The 16,482-nt window shown below is 69.2% G+C and carries 9 protein-coding genes; 2 read left to right on the top strand and 7 right to left on the bottom strand.

Annotated elements, in window-relative coordinates; genetic code table 11:
- Positions 1 to 2: 2 nt before the first annotated feature.
- The 7 genes from ACOOHF_RS10455 to ppsA form a co-directional block, all read right to left on the bottom strand.
- Positions 3 to 1,439 (bottom strand): DUF1552 domain-containing protein, encoded by a 1,437-nt coding sequence (locus tag ACOOHF_RS10455; RefSeq protein WP_420461632.1) that lies wholly within the window; start codon positions 1,437 to 1,439, stop codon positions 3 to 5.
- A gap of 46 nt (positions 1,440 to 1,485) precedes the next feature.
- Entirely contained in the window at positions 1,486 to 4,008 is a 2,523-nt protein-coding gene (locus ACOOHF_RS10450) for a DUF1592 domain-containing protein (protein ID WP_420461631.1), read from the bottom strand.
- Positions 4,009 to 4,146: 138 nt separating this feature from the next.
- Positions 4,147 to 5,319 carry a hypothetical protein gene (locus ACOOHF_RS10445; RefSeq protein ID WP_420461630.1) on the bottom strand — a complete coding sequence of 391 codons (1,173 nt, stop codon included), beginning with the start codon at positions 5,317 to 5,319 and terminating at the stop codon, positions 4,147 to 4,149.
- Positions 5,320 to 5,355: 36 nt separating this feature from the next.
- Positions 5,356 to 6,579, bottom strand: coding sequence for an alpha-hydroxy acid oxidase (locus tag ACOOHF_RS10440; protein ID WP_420461629.1), 1,224 nt, complete (start codon positions 6,577 to 6,579; stop codon positions 5,356 to 5,358).
- 184 nt (positions 6,580 to 6,763) lie between these two features.
- Positions 6,764 to 8,161, bottom strand: coding sequence for an aldo/keto reductase (locus ACOOHF_RS10435; RefSeq protein WP_420461628.1), 1,398 nt, complete (start codon positions 8,159 to 8,161; stop codon positions 6,764 to 6,766).
- Between the two features lie 37 nt (positions 8,162 to 8,198).
- Positions 8,199 to 9,719 carry an APC family permease gene (locus ACOOHF_RS10430; protein WP_420461627.1) on the bottom strand — a complete coding sequence of 507 codons (1,521 nt, stop codon included), beginning with the start codon at positions 9,717 to 9,719 and terminating at the stop codon, positions 8,199 to 8,201.
- Positions 9,716 to 12,106, bottom strand: a complete 2,391-nt coding sequence (gene ppsA, locus ACOOHF_RS10425; protein WP_420461626.1) for a phosphoenolpyruvate synthase — start codon at positions 12,104 to 12,106, stop codon at positions 9,716 to 9,718. Before ppsA ends, ACOOHF_RS10430 begins: the two co-directional genes overlap by 4 nt.
- Before the next feature lie 77 nt (positions 12,107 to 12,183).
- Between ppsA and ACOOHF_RS10420 the strand changes: the two genes are divergently transcribed.
- Both ACOOHF_RS10420 and ACOOHF_RS10415 read left to right on the top strand, forming a co-directional pair.
- Positions 12,184 to 13,020, top strand: coding sequence for a pyruvate, water dikinase regulatory protein (locus ACOOHF_RS10420; RefSeq protein ID WP_420461625.1), 837 nt, complete (start codon positions 12,184 to 12,186; stop codon positions 13,018 to 13,020).
- Positions 13,021 to 13,046: 26 nt separating this feature from the next.
- Positions 13,047 to 16,451, top strand: coding sequence for an amidohydrolase family protein (locus ACOOHF_RS10415; RefSeq protein WP_420461624.1), 3,405 nt, complete (start codon positions 13,047 to 13,049; stop codon positions 16,449 to 16,451).
- Positions 16,452 to 16,482 lie beyond the last annotated feature (31 nt).

Here is a 16,482-nt window from a genome sequence, read left to right as displayed (position 1 = left end):
GGTCAACTCCCCGCGTCCGTCGTGACCGGGTCGGCGTGGTTGAGCGACATGGGCCCCGTACTGTCGCCGAACGAATCCATGTCGTCCACGCCGAGGTCGTGCAGGATCGACAGCATCGCGTTCGCCATCGGCGTCTCGTCGGGCGCCTTGATGTGCAGGTTGCCATCGAGCATTCCGTTGCCGTGCCCGAGCAGGAAGAGCGGCGCCCGCCGGTGGTTGTGCAGATTCGCGTCCGCCATCGGCGAACCCCACAGGACCACGCTCTGGTCGAGCAGGCTCGACTCCCCGTGCATGGTGTTCTTCAGCTTGTCGATCAGATACGGCAGCTGACCCACGCGGAACTGGTTGATCTTGTTGAACTCCAGCACCGCCTCCTCCCGGTTCCCGTGGTGTGAGGCCGGGTGGAAGGGCCGGTCGGACTCGCTGTCGGAGAAGACGCGGTTCTGCGCGTCGCGCCCCGTCTTGAAGGAGATCACCCGCGTCATGTCCGTCTCGAGCGCGAGCACCTGGATGTCGAACAGCATCTGCATGTGTTCGGTGAACGAATCCGGCACGCCGGCCGGCGCCTCGGGCAGTGAGCGCTCCTCACCGCTCGAGTTGCGCCCCTCGACCATCTGAATGCGCCGCTCCAGCTCGCGCACGTTCGTGAGGTACTGGTCCATGCGGCGCGAGTCCTCCTGGCCGAGGGACCGCTGCACCGAGGAGATCTCGCCCGAAATCCAGTCGAGGATGCTGCGCCGCGTGGCGCGCCGCGACGCGCGCTCCGCCTCGCTCCCGCCCGCGCCGAACAGGAGGTCGAAGGCGACCCGCGGATCGCGGATCATGGGCAGCGGCTCCGTCGGCGAAGCCCAACTCAGCGAGTCGGTGTACGCGCACGAGTAGTTGTACGTGCAGCCGCCCGCCTGATCGAGGTTCTCTATGCAGAACTGCATCGACGGCATCGGCGTGTCCTGGCCGAAGCGCTGCGCGTAGATCTGGTCCATCGAGGTCCCGCAGAAGATATCGGACCCCTGCGTCTGCTTCGGATGGGACTGCGTGAGGAACACCGCGCTCGAGCGGAAGTGGTCCCCGCCGATCTCGGGCGGCGTGAACGCCTCCGCGTTGCGGACGTCCGTGTTGCTGATGACCGTGAGGTGCTCGCGGTACGGCCGCAGCTCGACGAGCGCGCTCTCATCGATGATCTCGAACTCGCGCCCCGCCTTCTCCGGCGCGAAGAGGAACTTCGGCGCCCCGTGCTCCCGGTTGCAGCCGGCGAGACCATGCACCTCTTCGATCGCGATGAACCGGGTCCCCTTCCCCTCCGTCAGGCTCTTCGCGCTCGTCGATCCCCAGAGACGTCCCGCGGGAACCATCGCGTCGAGGAACGGCAGGGCCATCGTCGCCCCGACACCCCGAATGAAGGTCCTGCGCGGCAGGTGCTGTCCGGTAATGAATTCCATGTTCTCCCTCTCGGAGCGTCGGATCGCCGCCCGGCCCTGGGGCCGTTCAGCGGCGGTCTTCGGAAACCTCTTCGTCTACCGTGGTCAGGGGCGCGGCCCGCTTCATCCTGAACGCGTCACCGTTCACGACGCCCAGGATCAGCGACGACAGCCTGTAGTCTTCCTCTTCCGCCTCCCGCACGACCGACCGGATCCACGGTTGGTCGTAGTACTCGACTCGCCGGCCGAGCGCGTAGGCGGCCAGGTTCTCCGTGAAGTTCCGGAGCAGCGGCAGCGGGCGCGTGAGGAGCGCGTCGACCAGTTCGGGCGGCGTCTGGACCGGCGTCCCGTCGTAAAAGTCGCCGCGCGTGTCGAGTGGCATCCCGTTCTCGCGCAGGCGCCACTTGCCGGTCACGTCGAAGTTGTCGAGGGCCAGCCCGATCGGGTCCATGAAGCGGTGGCACGATCGGCAGGCCGGACTCGCCCGGTGCATCTCCATGCGCTCGCGCGTCGTGAGCAGGCGGCCGTCTTTGGAATCCTCCGTCTCATCCAGATCCGGCACCCCCGGCGGGGGCGGCGGCGGCGGCGTGCCGAGGAGGACCTCCATGACCCACTTCCCGCGGAGTACCGGAGAGGTCCGGTTCGCGAGCGAGGTCAGGACGAGGACGCTGCCGTGGCCCAGGATCCCGACGCGCTCGTCACCCGGGTAGGTCACGCGCTGGAAGTCGCGTCCCGCCACGCCCTCGAACCCGTAGTGATGAGCCAGGCGCTCGTTGACGAACGTGTAGTCGGCCCGGAAGAAATCGAGCAGGCTTCGGTCCTCGCCGATCAGACTCTGGAACAGGAGTTCGGTCTCCCGCTTCATCGCGTCCGCGAGGTTCTCGTCGAAGTTCGGGAAGAAGTTGGGGTCGGGTCGGACCTTGTAGAGATCCTGCAGCCGCAGCCACTGCGACACGAAGCGCGAACTCAGCGCCTCGGAGCGGGGGTCGTCCAGCATGCGGAGCGCCTGCCGCTCCAGTTCGCCGGCATCCGACAGCCGTCCCTCCACGGCCGCGGCCCGCAGTTCTTCGTCCGGCGGAAGCCCCCAGAGGAAGAACGAGAGCCGCGAGGCCAGGTCGATGTCCTCCAGCGCGTACGCCTCTCCGCTCGCGACGCCCTCGGGCTCGCGCTCGAGCCGCAGCACGAAGAAGGGGCTCGCGAGGATCGCCTCGAGGGCCAACCGCACGCCGATATCGAACCCGCCCCGCTCGATGCCCATCCCGTAGAACGTCATCAGTCCGTCGACCTCGCTCGGTTCGAGCGGGCGACGGTAGGCCTGGCGCGCGAGTTCGGTCAGGATGCCGCGGGCGCACGGCCGCTCCTCGTCGAGCGAGGTGGGACGGCAGGTGAAGATGCGCTGGCGGACCGGCGACTCCGACACGCCGGTCGGGTTGTGCGGCCCGCCGATGATGATGTCCTGGAGGTGCGGCAACGTCGTGACCCCGCCGCCGCCCGAGCCGCCGCCGGCGTTGGACCATGCGTGCGGCCGAATCAGGTCCTCGTACGGCCCCTCCTGGCGCTTGACGAAGGCGGCGGAGACGCGGTGCTGACCGGCCCGGACGAAGATCGGCTCCGTCCCTACGGGCGTGAAGCCGCGGTCATCCGCACCGCCGCCGCGCCGCGTGTAGTGGAGGAGCGCGACGCGCTCGCCATCGACCGAGATGTCGAGGTCCTCCATGCGGGAGTTGGCGCCGGAGGTGAAGACGAGCGCGAAGGTGTACTCGCCGTCGGCCGGGAAGGTGTGCTCCACGACCATCCCGCCGCGCGTCCCGAAGGGGGCCCCCTCGACGTGGTCCCACGGGTGCTGAGAGACGTACTGCGAGTTCTTGTACGTCGTGTTGACCGCCGGAGCCTCCCGGTCCCCGACCGCCATGCGGCTGATCTCCGCCGCCGCGTTCAGATAGGCGTCGAGGAGCGTCGGGGAGAGCGCCTGCACATCGGCGATGTTGTCGAAGTTGGCGCTCATCTGGTCGTTCGGAAGCCACTTCCCCGCGTCGACCTCGAGCCCCAGGAGGTCGCGGATCGCCCGCTCGTATTCGGGGCGGTTGAGCCGCTGGAAGGTCCGTCCGCCGGGGTTCGGGTTCAGCACCGCGGCGCGGTCCACGATGTCCTCGAGCGTCTCGACGAGTTCGAGCAGTTCGTCTTCCGGGGGACGGCGCACGCCGGGCGGCGGCATCATGCCGGCGCGCAGCTTGCGGATCATCTTCTCCGCGGTCTCGGCCTCCGTGTCCGCGACGTCGACATCGAAGGACTCGAGGGTGAGGTTGCCCGCCAGCCGACGACTGTTGTGGCAGTTGGTGCAGACCCCCTGGACGACGTCGTTCGGCCCCGCGCCGACCCGGAATGCAGAGGCGTGGCGGAAGCCTGCCGCCGAGCCAACGCCGGGGCGGTCCGCGGCCCACGCGAGGGCCACCGCCGAGCCCGAGGCGGCCGTGACGGAGGCCGACGCGGCGTCCTGGGCGGGGAGACCCGCCGGTGTCGCGAGGGCCAGCGCAAACGCCGCACCGATGATGCGGGGCGCCACCTTTGCGTACGCTGCGTTTGCGGGCATCTCGGGCCGTTCTTTCGGGCCGTGCATTAAGAGGATGTATCCGCGTAACAGGCTAAGCCCGAATCGCGTTGTCTCGCAAGGCTCGGAGCAGGCTCGGAAACGGGTGTCGGGAAGGTAACGGGACAGCGCGCAACGACCTCAGAATCCCTCGATTTCGAGTGCTACGACTGAGAATTCGTCAAAGCTGCCGGCGTGGAGCGTCCATACCCTGCGCCCTCTCGCTTCCAGCAATCGCTGATCGTCGGGCAGGCGGATCGAGCCGAGAAAATGCCCGGACTGAAGGAACACGTCATACATGGCTCCCGGAGCCCCGTGCGTGTCGCCCGCACCCGGCGACGGGCGATCTCGCTGAACCCAGATCCGCCCGTCCGCGTCGACGACGATGCGAGAGATGATCGCCGGTTCCCGGGGCTCCTCGAGTTCGCGGACGGCGCGCCGCCACGCGTCGGGCATTCCGTCATCGGTGTCCTCCCCGCGCTCGGCGGACGAGAGCGGGAGCGCCTCCCCCGTATGGCAGAACCGAACGAGACTCGTGCCATCCCGGTCAAAAACCGTCAATTCGTAACGCCCATCCGGTTCGGAGACGACCCAGGTCTCCGCACCGACACCCAGTAACGACCGCGGCCATGCGGGCAGCGTCACGCCCTCCAGCACTCTGGCACGGGATCGCATAACCGTATCGTGCACGGCTGTCTCAGGAGACCAACGGACGAAGGACCGCTCCTCCCAACCGTCCTCGATGGGGCCGGGGAATTCCAGCCACACCGTCCGGTCCGGATGTAGCGCCACGAACGTGACCTGACCAGATCTGACCACCGGTGACAGAAACGCCGGATCGACTGCCGTGACGCTGGCCGAACGAGAAGCAAGGTCCAGCGTGGTCATCCGAAATGCACCGAGATCCAGGACGAGGAGGATGTTGGCATCTACCCAGGTCACGGCGGCTGGTGCCTGGACCTCACCCGGGCCTTCGCCGCGAGTCATGACCGCCCCCTGCCACTCGCCATCGGGGTCGAGCACGATCACTTCGGCCAGACCCCAGTCCGCGATGGCCACCGATCCATCGGGACTGACGGCGACGTCCGCCGGAAAGATCAATTGTTCGGCTTCATTGGCGCCTCCGACACGCCAGACCTCACGCCAGGAGAGTTCCGCAGGCCACTCCCCGAAGCTCGTGTTTGTTACAGCCCGACCATCGGGGTCCGTGATTTCACAAGCAGCGGATCCGGGCGAGTCGCAGCCGGCCAGCACAGAAGCCAGCAGGAGCGACGGAACCTGCCAACGATTTCGAGGCACTTTGCGAATCAGCACCGTGAGCCCTCCCTTTCCGTACCGGACAGGCCGGCTTCAGCGGTCGCGCCAGCGGACCATTTCTCGGGTGATTTCGGACACCGTGCGGGCGCCGAGGAGGGCCATCGTGCGCCGGAATCCTTCGTCGAACCACTTGAGGACGAGGTCCACGCCGCGCTCTCCGCCCGCGCCCAACCCGTAGAAGTAGGCGCGGCCCGCCAGGCAGGCCTTCGCGCCGAGCGCCACGGCCTTGGCGATGTCGCTCCCGCGCCGGACCCCACCGTCGATGAGGACGTCGAGCCGGTCCCCCACCGCGTCGGCAACAGGCTGCAGCAGTTCCAGCGTCGGAGGCGCGTCATCGAGTTGCCGTCCGCCGTGGTTCGAGATCACGATCCCCTCCGCGCCGACGGCGGCGGCGAGCACCGCATCCTCCACCGTCTGGATCCCCTTGATGACGATCGGACCGTCCCATATGGAGCGCAGCCAGTCCACGTCGTCCCAGGCGAGCCTGGGATCGAACTGCTCGTTCACGTACTGCGCGAGTCCCATCGCGTCGACGCCGCCCGCCCCGCCCTTCGCGCCGCGGCTCACCGCGCTCGAGAAGACGATGGGCTCGGAGGTGAGGAAGTCCCACGTCCAGCCGGGCTTCCGGATCCCGTCGACGAAGGTGTCGAGGCCGAGTTGCGGCGGGAGGGTGAACCCGAGCCGGACATCGCGCTCGCGCCGCCCCAGCACGGCCACATCGACGGTCAGGAGGAGCGCCTCGTAGCCGGCCGCGGCGGCGCGCCGCACGAGTTCCTCGACGAGCCCCCGGTCCTTCCACACGTAGACCTGGAACCACTTGGGGCCGGAGTTGACCGCGGCCACCTCCTCGATCGAGCGGGTGCCGAGCGTGGACAGGCTGTACGTGATCCCCGCGCGCTCGGCTGCCCGCGCCACCGCGAGTTCTCCCTGCGAATCCGCGATACGGCTGAACCCGGTGGGCGCGAGGATCAGCGGTAGCGGGTGGCGCCGACCGAGGACGGTCACGCCGGGATCCACGTTCGTCACATCCCGCAGCACCCGGGGCCGGAACTCGAGCCGGTGGAAGGCGTTGCAGTTCCGCGCCTGGGTGCGCTCGTCCTCGGCCGCTCCGTCGATGTAGCCGAACACGCCGCGCGGGAGGCGCCGGCGGGCGAGTTCGCGCAGGTCCTCGACGCTCGCGCAGCGGCTTAGCCGGCGTACGACGGGGTTCAACTCGAACTTTCTGAAGCGAACGACGGAGCGCAGCGTCTTCAGCATGAGGCCTCCGCGACCTGCGGCGTGATCGGTGCCGTGAACCGGTACGAGAGGGGACGGGGTCCGGCAAGCCCGCGCAGCCCCCCGAGACGTTCCCGCGGGAACGTCCGACCGCTTGAGGAGGACGCGAAACGGTGGCGGGAGAGTCTGGAAACGTTCCCGCGGGAACGCGTGAACCCGAATCGAGCTACGATCCGACGCGCGCCTCGGCCTCGATCTCCACGAGGTATCCGGAGCCGATGAGGCCCGCCTGCACGAGCGTGTTGGCCGGGCGGATGGCGCCGAACCTCTGGCCGTGCGCGCGCGCGACGGGTTCCCAGTCCGCCAGGCTGGGGATGAAGATCCGCGTCCGGTACACGTCTTCGAGCGTCCCCCCCAGCGCCTCGAGCGCGCCCTCGATCTTGTCGATGACGAAGTGAGTCTGCGCGGCGGGGTCGTCGCCGCCGATCAGACGGTCTCCGTGCGTGGCCGTCGTCCCCGAAACCGCGATGTGCCCGCCCGTGCGTACCGCGCGGCTGAACCCCGCGACCTCCTCCCACACGGTTCCGGACACCGCCCGCGTCCGGCCCCCGGGCCCGTCATGGACCGGATACGGGGACGGAAAACCCCCCAGGTGGTGGCTGAGATCGCCCGCCGCCGTCAGATAGGGAGGCCGCCGGTATTCGTCACCGCAGTCCCCGGGGATGGGGTCCAGCGCGGCGCCTGCCGCGGCAAGCACGTCCCGATCGTCCGCGTCCAGTCTCAGCGACGCGAGGCGGAGGTTGTCGGCGATGTGCTCGCTCAGCCCCAGCCGGGCCCCGATGATCACGCCCGCCACCGCGGGCCGGTCGAGGACGGCGCGCGACGCGACGTTCGCCATCGACACCCCGTGTCTCTCCGCCACCGCTCGGATCGCGGCCAGGAGCGGATGCAGGCGGTCCCAGCCGCCCGCCGCCTCGACGAAGCGGCGGTACTTCATCTCGGACCACGTCTTCACGCCCTCCGGGCCCGGGTCCTCCGCCCCCAGCCAGCGTTCGGTCAGGATCCCGCCGGCCAGCGTCCCGTAGGCGAGGAGGTGGACCCCGTGCTTCCGGCACACCTCCGTCATGGCGCCCGCCGCCCGCCCGTCGAGGAGGGAGAAGGAGACCTGGTTCGAGACGACCTCGATCCCGGTGTTCAGCACCATGTCCAGATGGACGGCGTCGAAGTTGGTGAGTCCGAGGTGATGGATGAGTCCCTCGTCCTTCAGCTCCTGGAGGGCGAACAGGCAGTCGAGCCAGTCGGGGTCCGAATAGCGCCAGGCGTGGAACTGGAGGAGGTCGATCGCGTCGGCGCGCAGCCGGTCGAGCGACCGCCCCACGGCCTCGCGCACGGTGGCCCGCGTGTGCGCCCCCGGCTCGGGGGTCCACTTGGTGAGGAGCTGGAGGTCTCCGGGTCGGCGCGTGGCGCAGACCCCGGCGATGTCCTCGGCCGAGCCGTAGTGGTCCGCCATGTCGAACGTCGTGAACCCGGCCTCGGCGTAGGCGCCCATCGCGACGGACGCGGCGTCGACATCGATCGGACCCGCGCGTTCCAGGTCCGCGATCTGCCACAGCCCCGTCAGCACCCTCGAGATCTCGAGACCGGGGGCCAGTTCCCGGCGTTCAGGCGTGGTCAGGCGGCAACTCCCGGAACAGGCGCTCCACGTCGACCCCGGAGGCTCGCAGCCGTCTCATGTTCCGCACGTAGATCAGCGATGCGACCGTCATGACGCCGATCCAGATCGGGGTGGAGCGAAAGTACCACGCCGACACGTCCGCTGTGAGGTCTTTCCCGATGTGCGTCACGAGAAACGTCCCCAGGAGCGCGATCCCGGCCAGGTTCACCCACGTTCGGGCCTTCGAGCCGCTGAGGACCCGGAAGTTCGCGGCGATCTCGGGATTCCGGCGCGGGAGCACGAGCACGGAGACGCACATGAGGATGAAGTTGACGAGCATCGAGGTGACCATGATGTCGATGCCGAGGAAAAAGTCGCCCGCGAAGTGGGAGCCGAGGATCGCGAGGGAGGCGAGCCCCGCCGAGAGGAGGATCGCCGCGGTCGGCGTATGCCGCGTCGGATGCACGTGCGCCATGCGCGAGGGGAAGATCCTGTCCTCCGCCCATGCGAACACGAGACGGGACACGGCGAGGAGCATGGCCGGGAGGTCGTTGATGAGGGCGATCGCGGCCCCCGCCACGATGGCGATCGTCCACCCCGGCGGGAGGACGTAGCCGAGAAGCCCGGGCGCGGTGAGGTCCTGGGCCTGGGCCCGGTCCCAGACGAACTCCCACGGCACGGTGTGGTAGACCGCCGCCGTGAAGAGCAGGTAGTAGCTCCCCACGATGAGCACCGCGAGACAGATCGCGAGGGGGAGGGAGCGGCCGGGGTCTCTCGCCTCGCCGCCGGCCTGCGCGATGGCATCGAAGCCGACGAAGCTGGCGAAGAGGAGGCCGGTGGCGGCGAGAAAGCCGGCCGGGCCGAGGGGCGGGGGCGTGACGCTGGGCACCCCGACCCCCTCCCGCGCGAGCAGCGCGGCCGTGAAGTCGTCGTGATCGAACGCGAACCCGGCCACGATGACGATCGCGCCGAGGGCGAACATGACGATCATGAGCGGCACGACGGTGCGCTCGTAGGCCTTCAGGCCGCGCAGGTTCACCCACACGAACGCCCAAAGGAGAGCGAGCGACAGCCCCACCCGGACCGCCCCGGTCTCGAGGGCGGCGCCGACGCCGTCCATGCCCAGGGCGCCCACGATGTCCCGCAGGAAGGGGATGACGAGATAGGAGACGACCCCGATCACGATCGAGAGGCCTAACCACTGCGCGAAGCTCGCCACGAACCCCCAGTACGGACCGAGCGCCCGGCTCGCGTACACATAGCTGCCGCCGGCCCGCGGCATCGCCGAGGCGAGGACCGCGTAGGCGAGCGCCGCGAGGACGGCCGGGAGGGCGCCGAACGCGAACGCCGCGAGCACATGTTCGCCGATCCCGGGCACGTTCCGCTGGATCATGACCGGGACGACGTTGATCCCGGCGCCCAGCATCGAGCAGATGCCCGTGGCCGCGAGCCCCCACATGCCGAGCTGCCGGACGAGGCCCGTCCGCTCCCCGGCGGAGGCCGGCGCGCCTCCGTTGCCCGGCGTCATACTTCCTCCCCCGCGAGGAACATCCACGTCTCGACCGCCGTGTCGGGGTTGAGCGACATGCTTTGGATCCCTTCCTCCACGAGCCAGCGGGCGAGATCGGGATGGTCCGACGGGCCCTGGCCGCAGATGCCGATGTACTTGCCCGCCCCGGTGCAGGCGCGGATCGCCATCGAGAGCGTCGCCTTCACCGCCGCGTCACGCTCGTCGAAGATGTCGGCGATGAGCCCCGAGTCCCGGTCGAGGCCGAGCGTGAGCTGGGTCATGTCGTTCGACCCGATCGACATCCCGTCGAAGTGTTCGAGGAACTCGTCCGCCAGCAGGGAGTTGGAGGGAAGCTCGCACATCATGATGAGCTGCAGCCCATCCACGCCGCGGGCGAGGCCGTTCTCCGCCAGCAGATCGACGACCGCCCGGGCCTCCGCCACGGTGCGGACGAAGGGGACCATCACCCACACGTTGTCGAGTCCGATCCGGCCCCGCACCCGGCGCAGCGCCCGGCACTCCAGCTCGAAGGCGGGCCGGAAGCTCTCCGACACGTAGCGGGAGGCGCCGCGGAAGCCGAGCATCGGGTTCTCCTCATGGGGCTCGTATCGGCGGCCGCCGATGAGATCGGCGTATTCGTTCGACTTGAAGTCCGAGAGCCGCACGATGACCGGCTCCGGGGCGAACGCCGCGGCGATGGTCGCGATCCCCTCGGTGAGTTTCTCGACGTAGAACTCCACCGGATCCGCGTAGCCCGCATGCTGGACGCGGATCTCCTCCTGAAGCTCCGGAGGCAGTTCGTCGAACTCGAGCAGCGCCTGCGGGTGGACGCCGATCATGCGGTTGATGATGAACTCGAGCCGGGCGAGCCCCACCCCGTGGTTCGGGATCGTGGCGAAGTCGAACGCGCGGTCGGGGTTCCCCACGTTGAGCATGATCTTGACCGGGATCTCGGGCATCGCCCCGATTTCGATCTCGCCCTCCTCGTAGTCGAGCACCCCCTCGTAGACGTAGCCCGCATCGCCCTCGGCGCACGACACCGTCACGTCGCCGGCGTCGGCGAGCGCGGTCGTCGCGTCGCCACAGCCCACCACGGCCGGAATGCCCAGTTCCCGCGCGATGATCGCCGCGTGACAGGTGCGGCCGCCGCGGTTCGTCACGATCGCCGCGGACCGCTTCATGATCGGTTCCCAGTCGGGGTCGGTCATGTCGGTGATGAGGACGTCGCCGCGCCTGAAGCGCCCGATCTCGGAGGCGGACTCGATGACGCGGGCCGGCCCGCGCCCGATCCGGCCCCCGATGCTGCGGCCCTCGGCGAGCACGCGCCCCTGCTCCCTGAGCGTGAAGCGCGTGATGACGCCGCCGACGCGGCTCTGCACGGTCTCCGGGCGCGCCTGCAGGATGCGCAGCCCGCCGTCGACCCCGTCGCGGGCCCACTCGATGTCCATCGGCCGGCCGTAGTGCTCCTCGATGAGGAGCGCCTGCCGGGCCAGTTCGTGCACCTCGTCGTCCGTGAGGGAGAAGCGACGCTGATCCTCCTCCGGCACCTCGACGGTCTCGACCGCCGGAGCCGTCCCGCCGGACGCGGAGCCCGAGGCGGTTCCGGCCTCGGCGTAGATGAGCTTGATCGCCTTGCCGCCCAGGTTTCGGCGTACGATCGCGTGGCGGCCGGCCCGCAGGGCGGGCTTGTAGACGTAGAATTCGTCGGGGTTCACGCTCCCCTGCACGACCGTCTCGCCGAGCCCGTACGCACTGGTGATGAACACGACATCCCGGAAGCCGGACTCGGTGTCGAGCGTGAACAGCACGCCGCTCGCGCCCAGGTCCGCGCGCACCATGCGCTGGATGCCGACCGAGAGCGCCACGTCGCGGTGGGCGAACCCCTGGTGGACGCGGTAGGAGATCGCCCGGTCGCTGAACAGGGAGCCGTAGACCTCGTGCACCGCCCGCAGGACCGCGTCCAGGCCCCGGACGTTGAGCAGGGTATCCTGCTGCCCCGCGAACGACGCCTCCGGGAGATCCTCGGCGGTGGCGGAGGAGCGCACCGCCACGGACGCGGCGGCGCCGGCCCCGCCGCCGAGTTCGCGGTACGCCCCCTCGATCCGGGCGGCGAGTCCCGGCGGGAGCGGCGTGTCGGCGATCCAGGCCCGGATCTCGCGGCCCGCGGAGGCGAGGGCTGCGAGATCCTCGACATCCAGCGCGTCGAGCGTCTCGTGAATGCGGTCGCCGAGTTCACCCGACAGGAAGTCGCGGTACGCCGCCGCGGTGATCGCGAAACCGCCCGGCACGTCCACGCCCGCGGCGGAGAGGTGGGAGATCATCTCGCCGAGCGAGGCGTTCTTCCCCCCGACCGATTCGAGATCGGACAGCCCGATGGACTCAAAGGGTGCGATGTACCCGGACACGGCGACTCCCAACCCCGGCCTCCCGACGACCCTGGACGGTTGTCTAAGGTGGATCGAAGCCGGAGAATCAGCGTACGATGACCCAGCGAACGGTTTTCTTCGTCTCCGACCATTCCGGCGTCACGGCCGAGACGCTCGGCCAAAGCCTGATCGCCCAGTTCGACGCTCTCGACTTCACGAAAATCACCGTACCATTCGTGTCCACCGTCGACAAGGCGAAGCGGGTCGCGAGGAAGATCAACGCCGCCGCGCGGGAGCAGGGGTCGCCTCCGATCGTCTTCAGCACGCTGGTGAAGGAAGACGTTCGAGATACGGTGCGCGCCATCGTCGGGCGCACCGACGCGCTCTTTCTGGATTTCTTCGACTCCTTCCTCGGCCCGCTCGAACAGGAACTCGGCCGCACGTCCCAGCACGCGATGGGCCTCTCGCACGGGATTCAGAACTACCGGGAATACGACCGCCGCATCGAGGCGATGAACTTCGCGCTCGCGCACGACGACGGTTCGAGCCCGGACGGATACGAGGAGGCCGACGTCGTCCTCGCGGGCGTCTCGAGGTCGGGCAAGACCCCGACCTGTCTGTATCTGGCGCTGCAGTACGGCGTGTTCGCCGCCAACTATCCCCTCACGGGCAGCGATCTGGAGGGGCGGCGGGTCCCGCCTGCCCTCTCCCGGTATCGCGACAAGATCTACGGCCTCACCATCGAACCCCGGCGCCTGGGGGAGTTGCGCAGCGCGCGCGGAATCGGCCGTCGCTACGCTTCGCCCCGCCAGGTGAGCTTCGAAGTCCGCCAGGCTCAGGCCCTGTTCGACAGACTCGACATTCCGTTCGTCGATGCGACGCGTTGTTCGATCGAGGAACTGGCGAGCCGGATCCTCGACGCGACGCGGCTCGAGCGACGCACCACCTCGTGATTCATCCCCCGACCGGAGGTTGCACCATGCGTTCATCCATCACCCGCCTGCTGGCGCTGCCCTTCCTCGTCCTCGGCGCGACACCGGCGACGGCCGCCGCGCTTCCCCAGGAAGCCGGCCCGTCCGCCGATTGGGACGTGACCGCGCCGCGTGGCGAGACGCGCGAGATCGATTTCACGACGGACGAAGGGACGTGGATTTCCATCGACCTCGAGCCGGGCGGCGAGTGGCTCGTGTTCGACCTTCTGGGCCACATCTACCGACTCCCCGTCACGGGGGGGGAGGCGACGGTTCTTACGCAGAACAGCGGCGTCGCGGTCAACTATCACCCGCGCCTCTCGCCCGATGGGTCGACGATCGCCTTCATCTCGGACCGCGGGGGTCAGAGCAACCTGTGGCTGATGGATGCGGACGGGTCGAACCCGCGCCCCGTGTTCGAGGATCAGGGGCTGCGGGCCTGGGAACCCGCGTGGAGTCCGGACGGGCGCTTCATCGCCGTGCGACGCGCCTCGACGGGCCGGGGGGGCGGGGGCGCCGGACCGGGCCTGTGGATGTACTCGCGCGACGGCGGGGAGGGTGTGCAGCTCGTCGGCTCGGACTATTCGGGCGCCGCGTGGCCCGCGTTCTCCCGCGATGGCGCGTCGCTCTACTTCCAGATTCGCACGGCTCCCCCCGGGACGTGGTCGGGACGCACCGACGTCATGCAGGGGCACAAGCAGATCCGGCGGCTCGACCTCGAGTCGGGACGGGTCGACGAGATCACCTCGGGCATCATGGTGCAGCAGGGACAGACATCGAGCGGGGGGGCGATCGCTCCGGAGCCGTCCCCGGATGGACGCTGGCTCGCCTTCGCCCGCCGGATCCCCGACGGCACGATCTCGCATCAGGGACTCCGTTTCGGACCCCGGACGGCGCTGTGGCTCCGCGATCTAGAGACGGGCGACGAGCGCGTCCTCATGGACCCGATCGAAGTGGACATGGCCGAGGGGATGAAGGTGTCCCGTGACCTGCCGGGGTACAGCTGGTCGGAGGACTCGCAGTCGATCGTCATCTCGGCCGGCGGCAAGATCCGGCGGGTCGGCCTGGAGGGCGCCGTGACGACGATCCCCTTCACCGCCCGTGTGCAGCGCACGATCTCGGAGATGGCGGGGCGGCCGCAGATGGCGCTGGGCGAGACGTTCAACGTGAAGTTCCCGCGCTGGACCGCCTCGTCGCCGGACGGGAGCCGGCTCGCCTTCCAGGCCGTGGGGCGGGTGTGGGTCATGGACCTGCCCGACGGCACGCCGCGCCGGCTGACGCCGGATTCGTTCGGACCGTTCGAGATGGCGCCGGCCTGGTCGCCGGACGGCCGTTCGATCGCGTTCACGAGCTGGGCGGACACCGCGCAGGGGCATGTGTGGCGCGTTTCCGCTGACGGGGGCGAACCACAGCAGCTCACGACCCGCGCGGGAGAATACGTCCATACGGTGTGGAGCCCGGACGGCGGCGACATCGTCGTGACCCGGGGGTCGGGGGCGACGAGCCACGGGCGGACGGTGGCGAGCAACCAGTTCTACGAGTTCGTACGGGTGCCGGCGGCTGGCGGCGAGGCGACGCTGATCGCGAAGGTCGCCCGGCCCCATGGCGGGGGACGCCCGCTCATGCCTCGTCGGCCGATCTCGCAGGCGTCGTTCGGCCCGGACGGGCGGCTCTTCTATCCGGAAGCGGTCGGTCCGGCGGACGACGAGCCGGCGGGGACCGAGATCGCCTCCATCCGCCTCGACGGCAGTGACCGGCGGGTGCACTTCACGCTGCCGGACGCGGACGAAGCGGCGGTCTCGCCGGACGGCGCGTGGCTCGCCTTCCAGGAGGGGGACAACGTCTACAGGATGCCCTTCCCGTACGCCGGGACCGGGTCGAACACCGTCCGCATCGACAAACGGAACGGGCAGCTTCCGGTCACGCAGGTCAGCCTCGAGGGCGGCATCCACCCGCGCTGGCGCGACGCGAACACGCTCGAGTTCGTGAGCGGCCCCCGCTTCTACACGCACCGCGTCGACACCGGCGCGACGGACGAGACGGCGATCGACCTCGAACTCCCGCGCCACATCGCCCGCGGGAGCGTCGCCTTCACGGGCGCCCGGATCATCACGGTCGAGGATGATCAGGTCATCGAGGGCGGCGACATCGTCGTCCGTGACGGACGGCTGGCCTGCATCGGAGACTGCGCGACGGAGGGCGTGGACCAGGTGATCGACGCGGCCGGCACGACGATCATGCCCGGTCTCATCGACATGCACGCGCACCACCATCGCGACCACGAGGGCGTCATCCCCCAGCGCAACTGGGAGTCGGCGATCTACATGGCGTACGGGATCACGACGACGCTCGACAACTCGCAGTGGTCGTCGAACGTCTTCCCCACCGCCGAACTCGTCGAGGCGGGCGCCATGATCGGCCCGCGGACCTACAGCACCGGGGATCCGGTCTACTCGGGCGACGGGGCGCGCCAGAACGAGATCACGAGCTACGAGGTCGCCGACCAGAACGTCGCGCGTCTCATGTCGTGGGGCGCCGTATCGATCAAGGAGTACATGCAGCCCCGCCGCGACCAGCGTCAGTGGGTCACGGAGGCGGCCCGGCTGCGAGGCATGCGCGTGACCGCCGAGGGCGGCGACATCGAGTACAACATGGGGATGATCATGGACGGCCACACCGGGTGGGAGCACCCGATGAGCTACATGCCCCTGTACCGGGACGTGGCGAAGTTCTTCGGTCAGGCCGACGCCGTGTACTCCCCCACCTTCATGGTCGGGGGTTCGGGCGCGTGGAACGAGGAGTACTTCTTCCAGACGTACGAAGTATGGAAGGATGAGAAGATGCGACGCTGGCTCCCGTGGCGGATGCTCATCCCCTCGACCCGGCGCCGCATGCTCCGACCGGAGACCGACTACAGCTTCCCGCTCCTCGCGCGCGGCCTCGGCGACATCATCGAGGAAGGCGGCTGGGGCGCGATCGGGTCGCACGGCCAGCTGCACGGCCTCGGGTCACACTACGAGGTGTGGATGGCCGCGGCGGGCACCGACGAGATGACGGGGATCGAGATCGGGACGATCCACGGGGCCCATTTCCTCGGACTCGAACACGAGACGGGATCGCTCGCCGAGGGCAAGCTCGCGGACTTCATCGTCCTCAACTCGAATCCGCTGGACGACATCCGGAACACGACCGACCTCCGCCTCGTGGTGAAGGACGGGATCGTCTACGACGCGGACACGCTGGACGAGGTGTGGCCGAACCCGAAGCCGTTCGGCGACCACTACTGGGTGGACGAAGACGCCCTCAGGAGTGACGACCGCTCCACCGACTACTGGAACCGTTCGCGAGGAAGCGCTCCGGGTGAGGCGTCATCTCGCGGCCGGAGCAGCGATGACCCCGATCCCCGGAACTGACGTTGTGACACGGAGGTAGCCGCGGACGCCA

The organism is Candidatus Palauibacter sp., assembly GCF_965216145.1.
GTDB lineage: Bacteria > Gemmatimonadota > Gemmatimonadetes > Palauibacterales > Palauibacteraceae > Palauibacter.
Note: the sequence above shows the minus strand (reverse complement) of the source record. Positions and strands in the feature narration are given on the sequence as shown.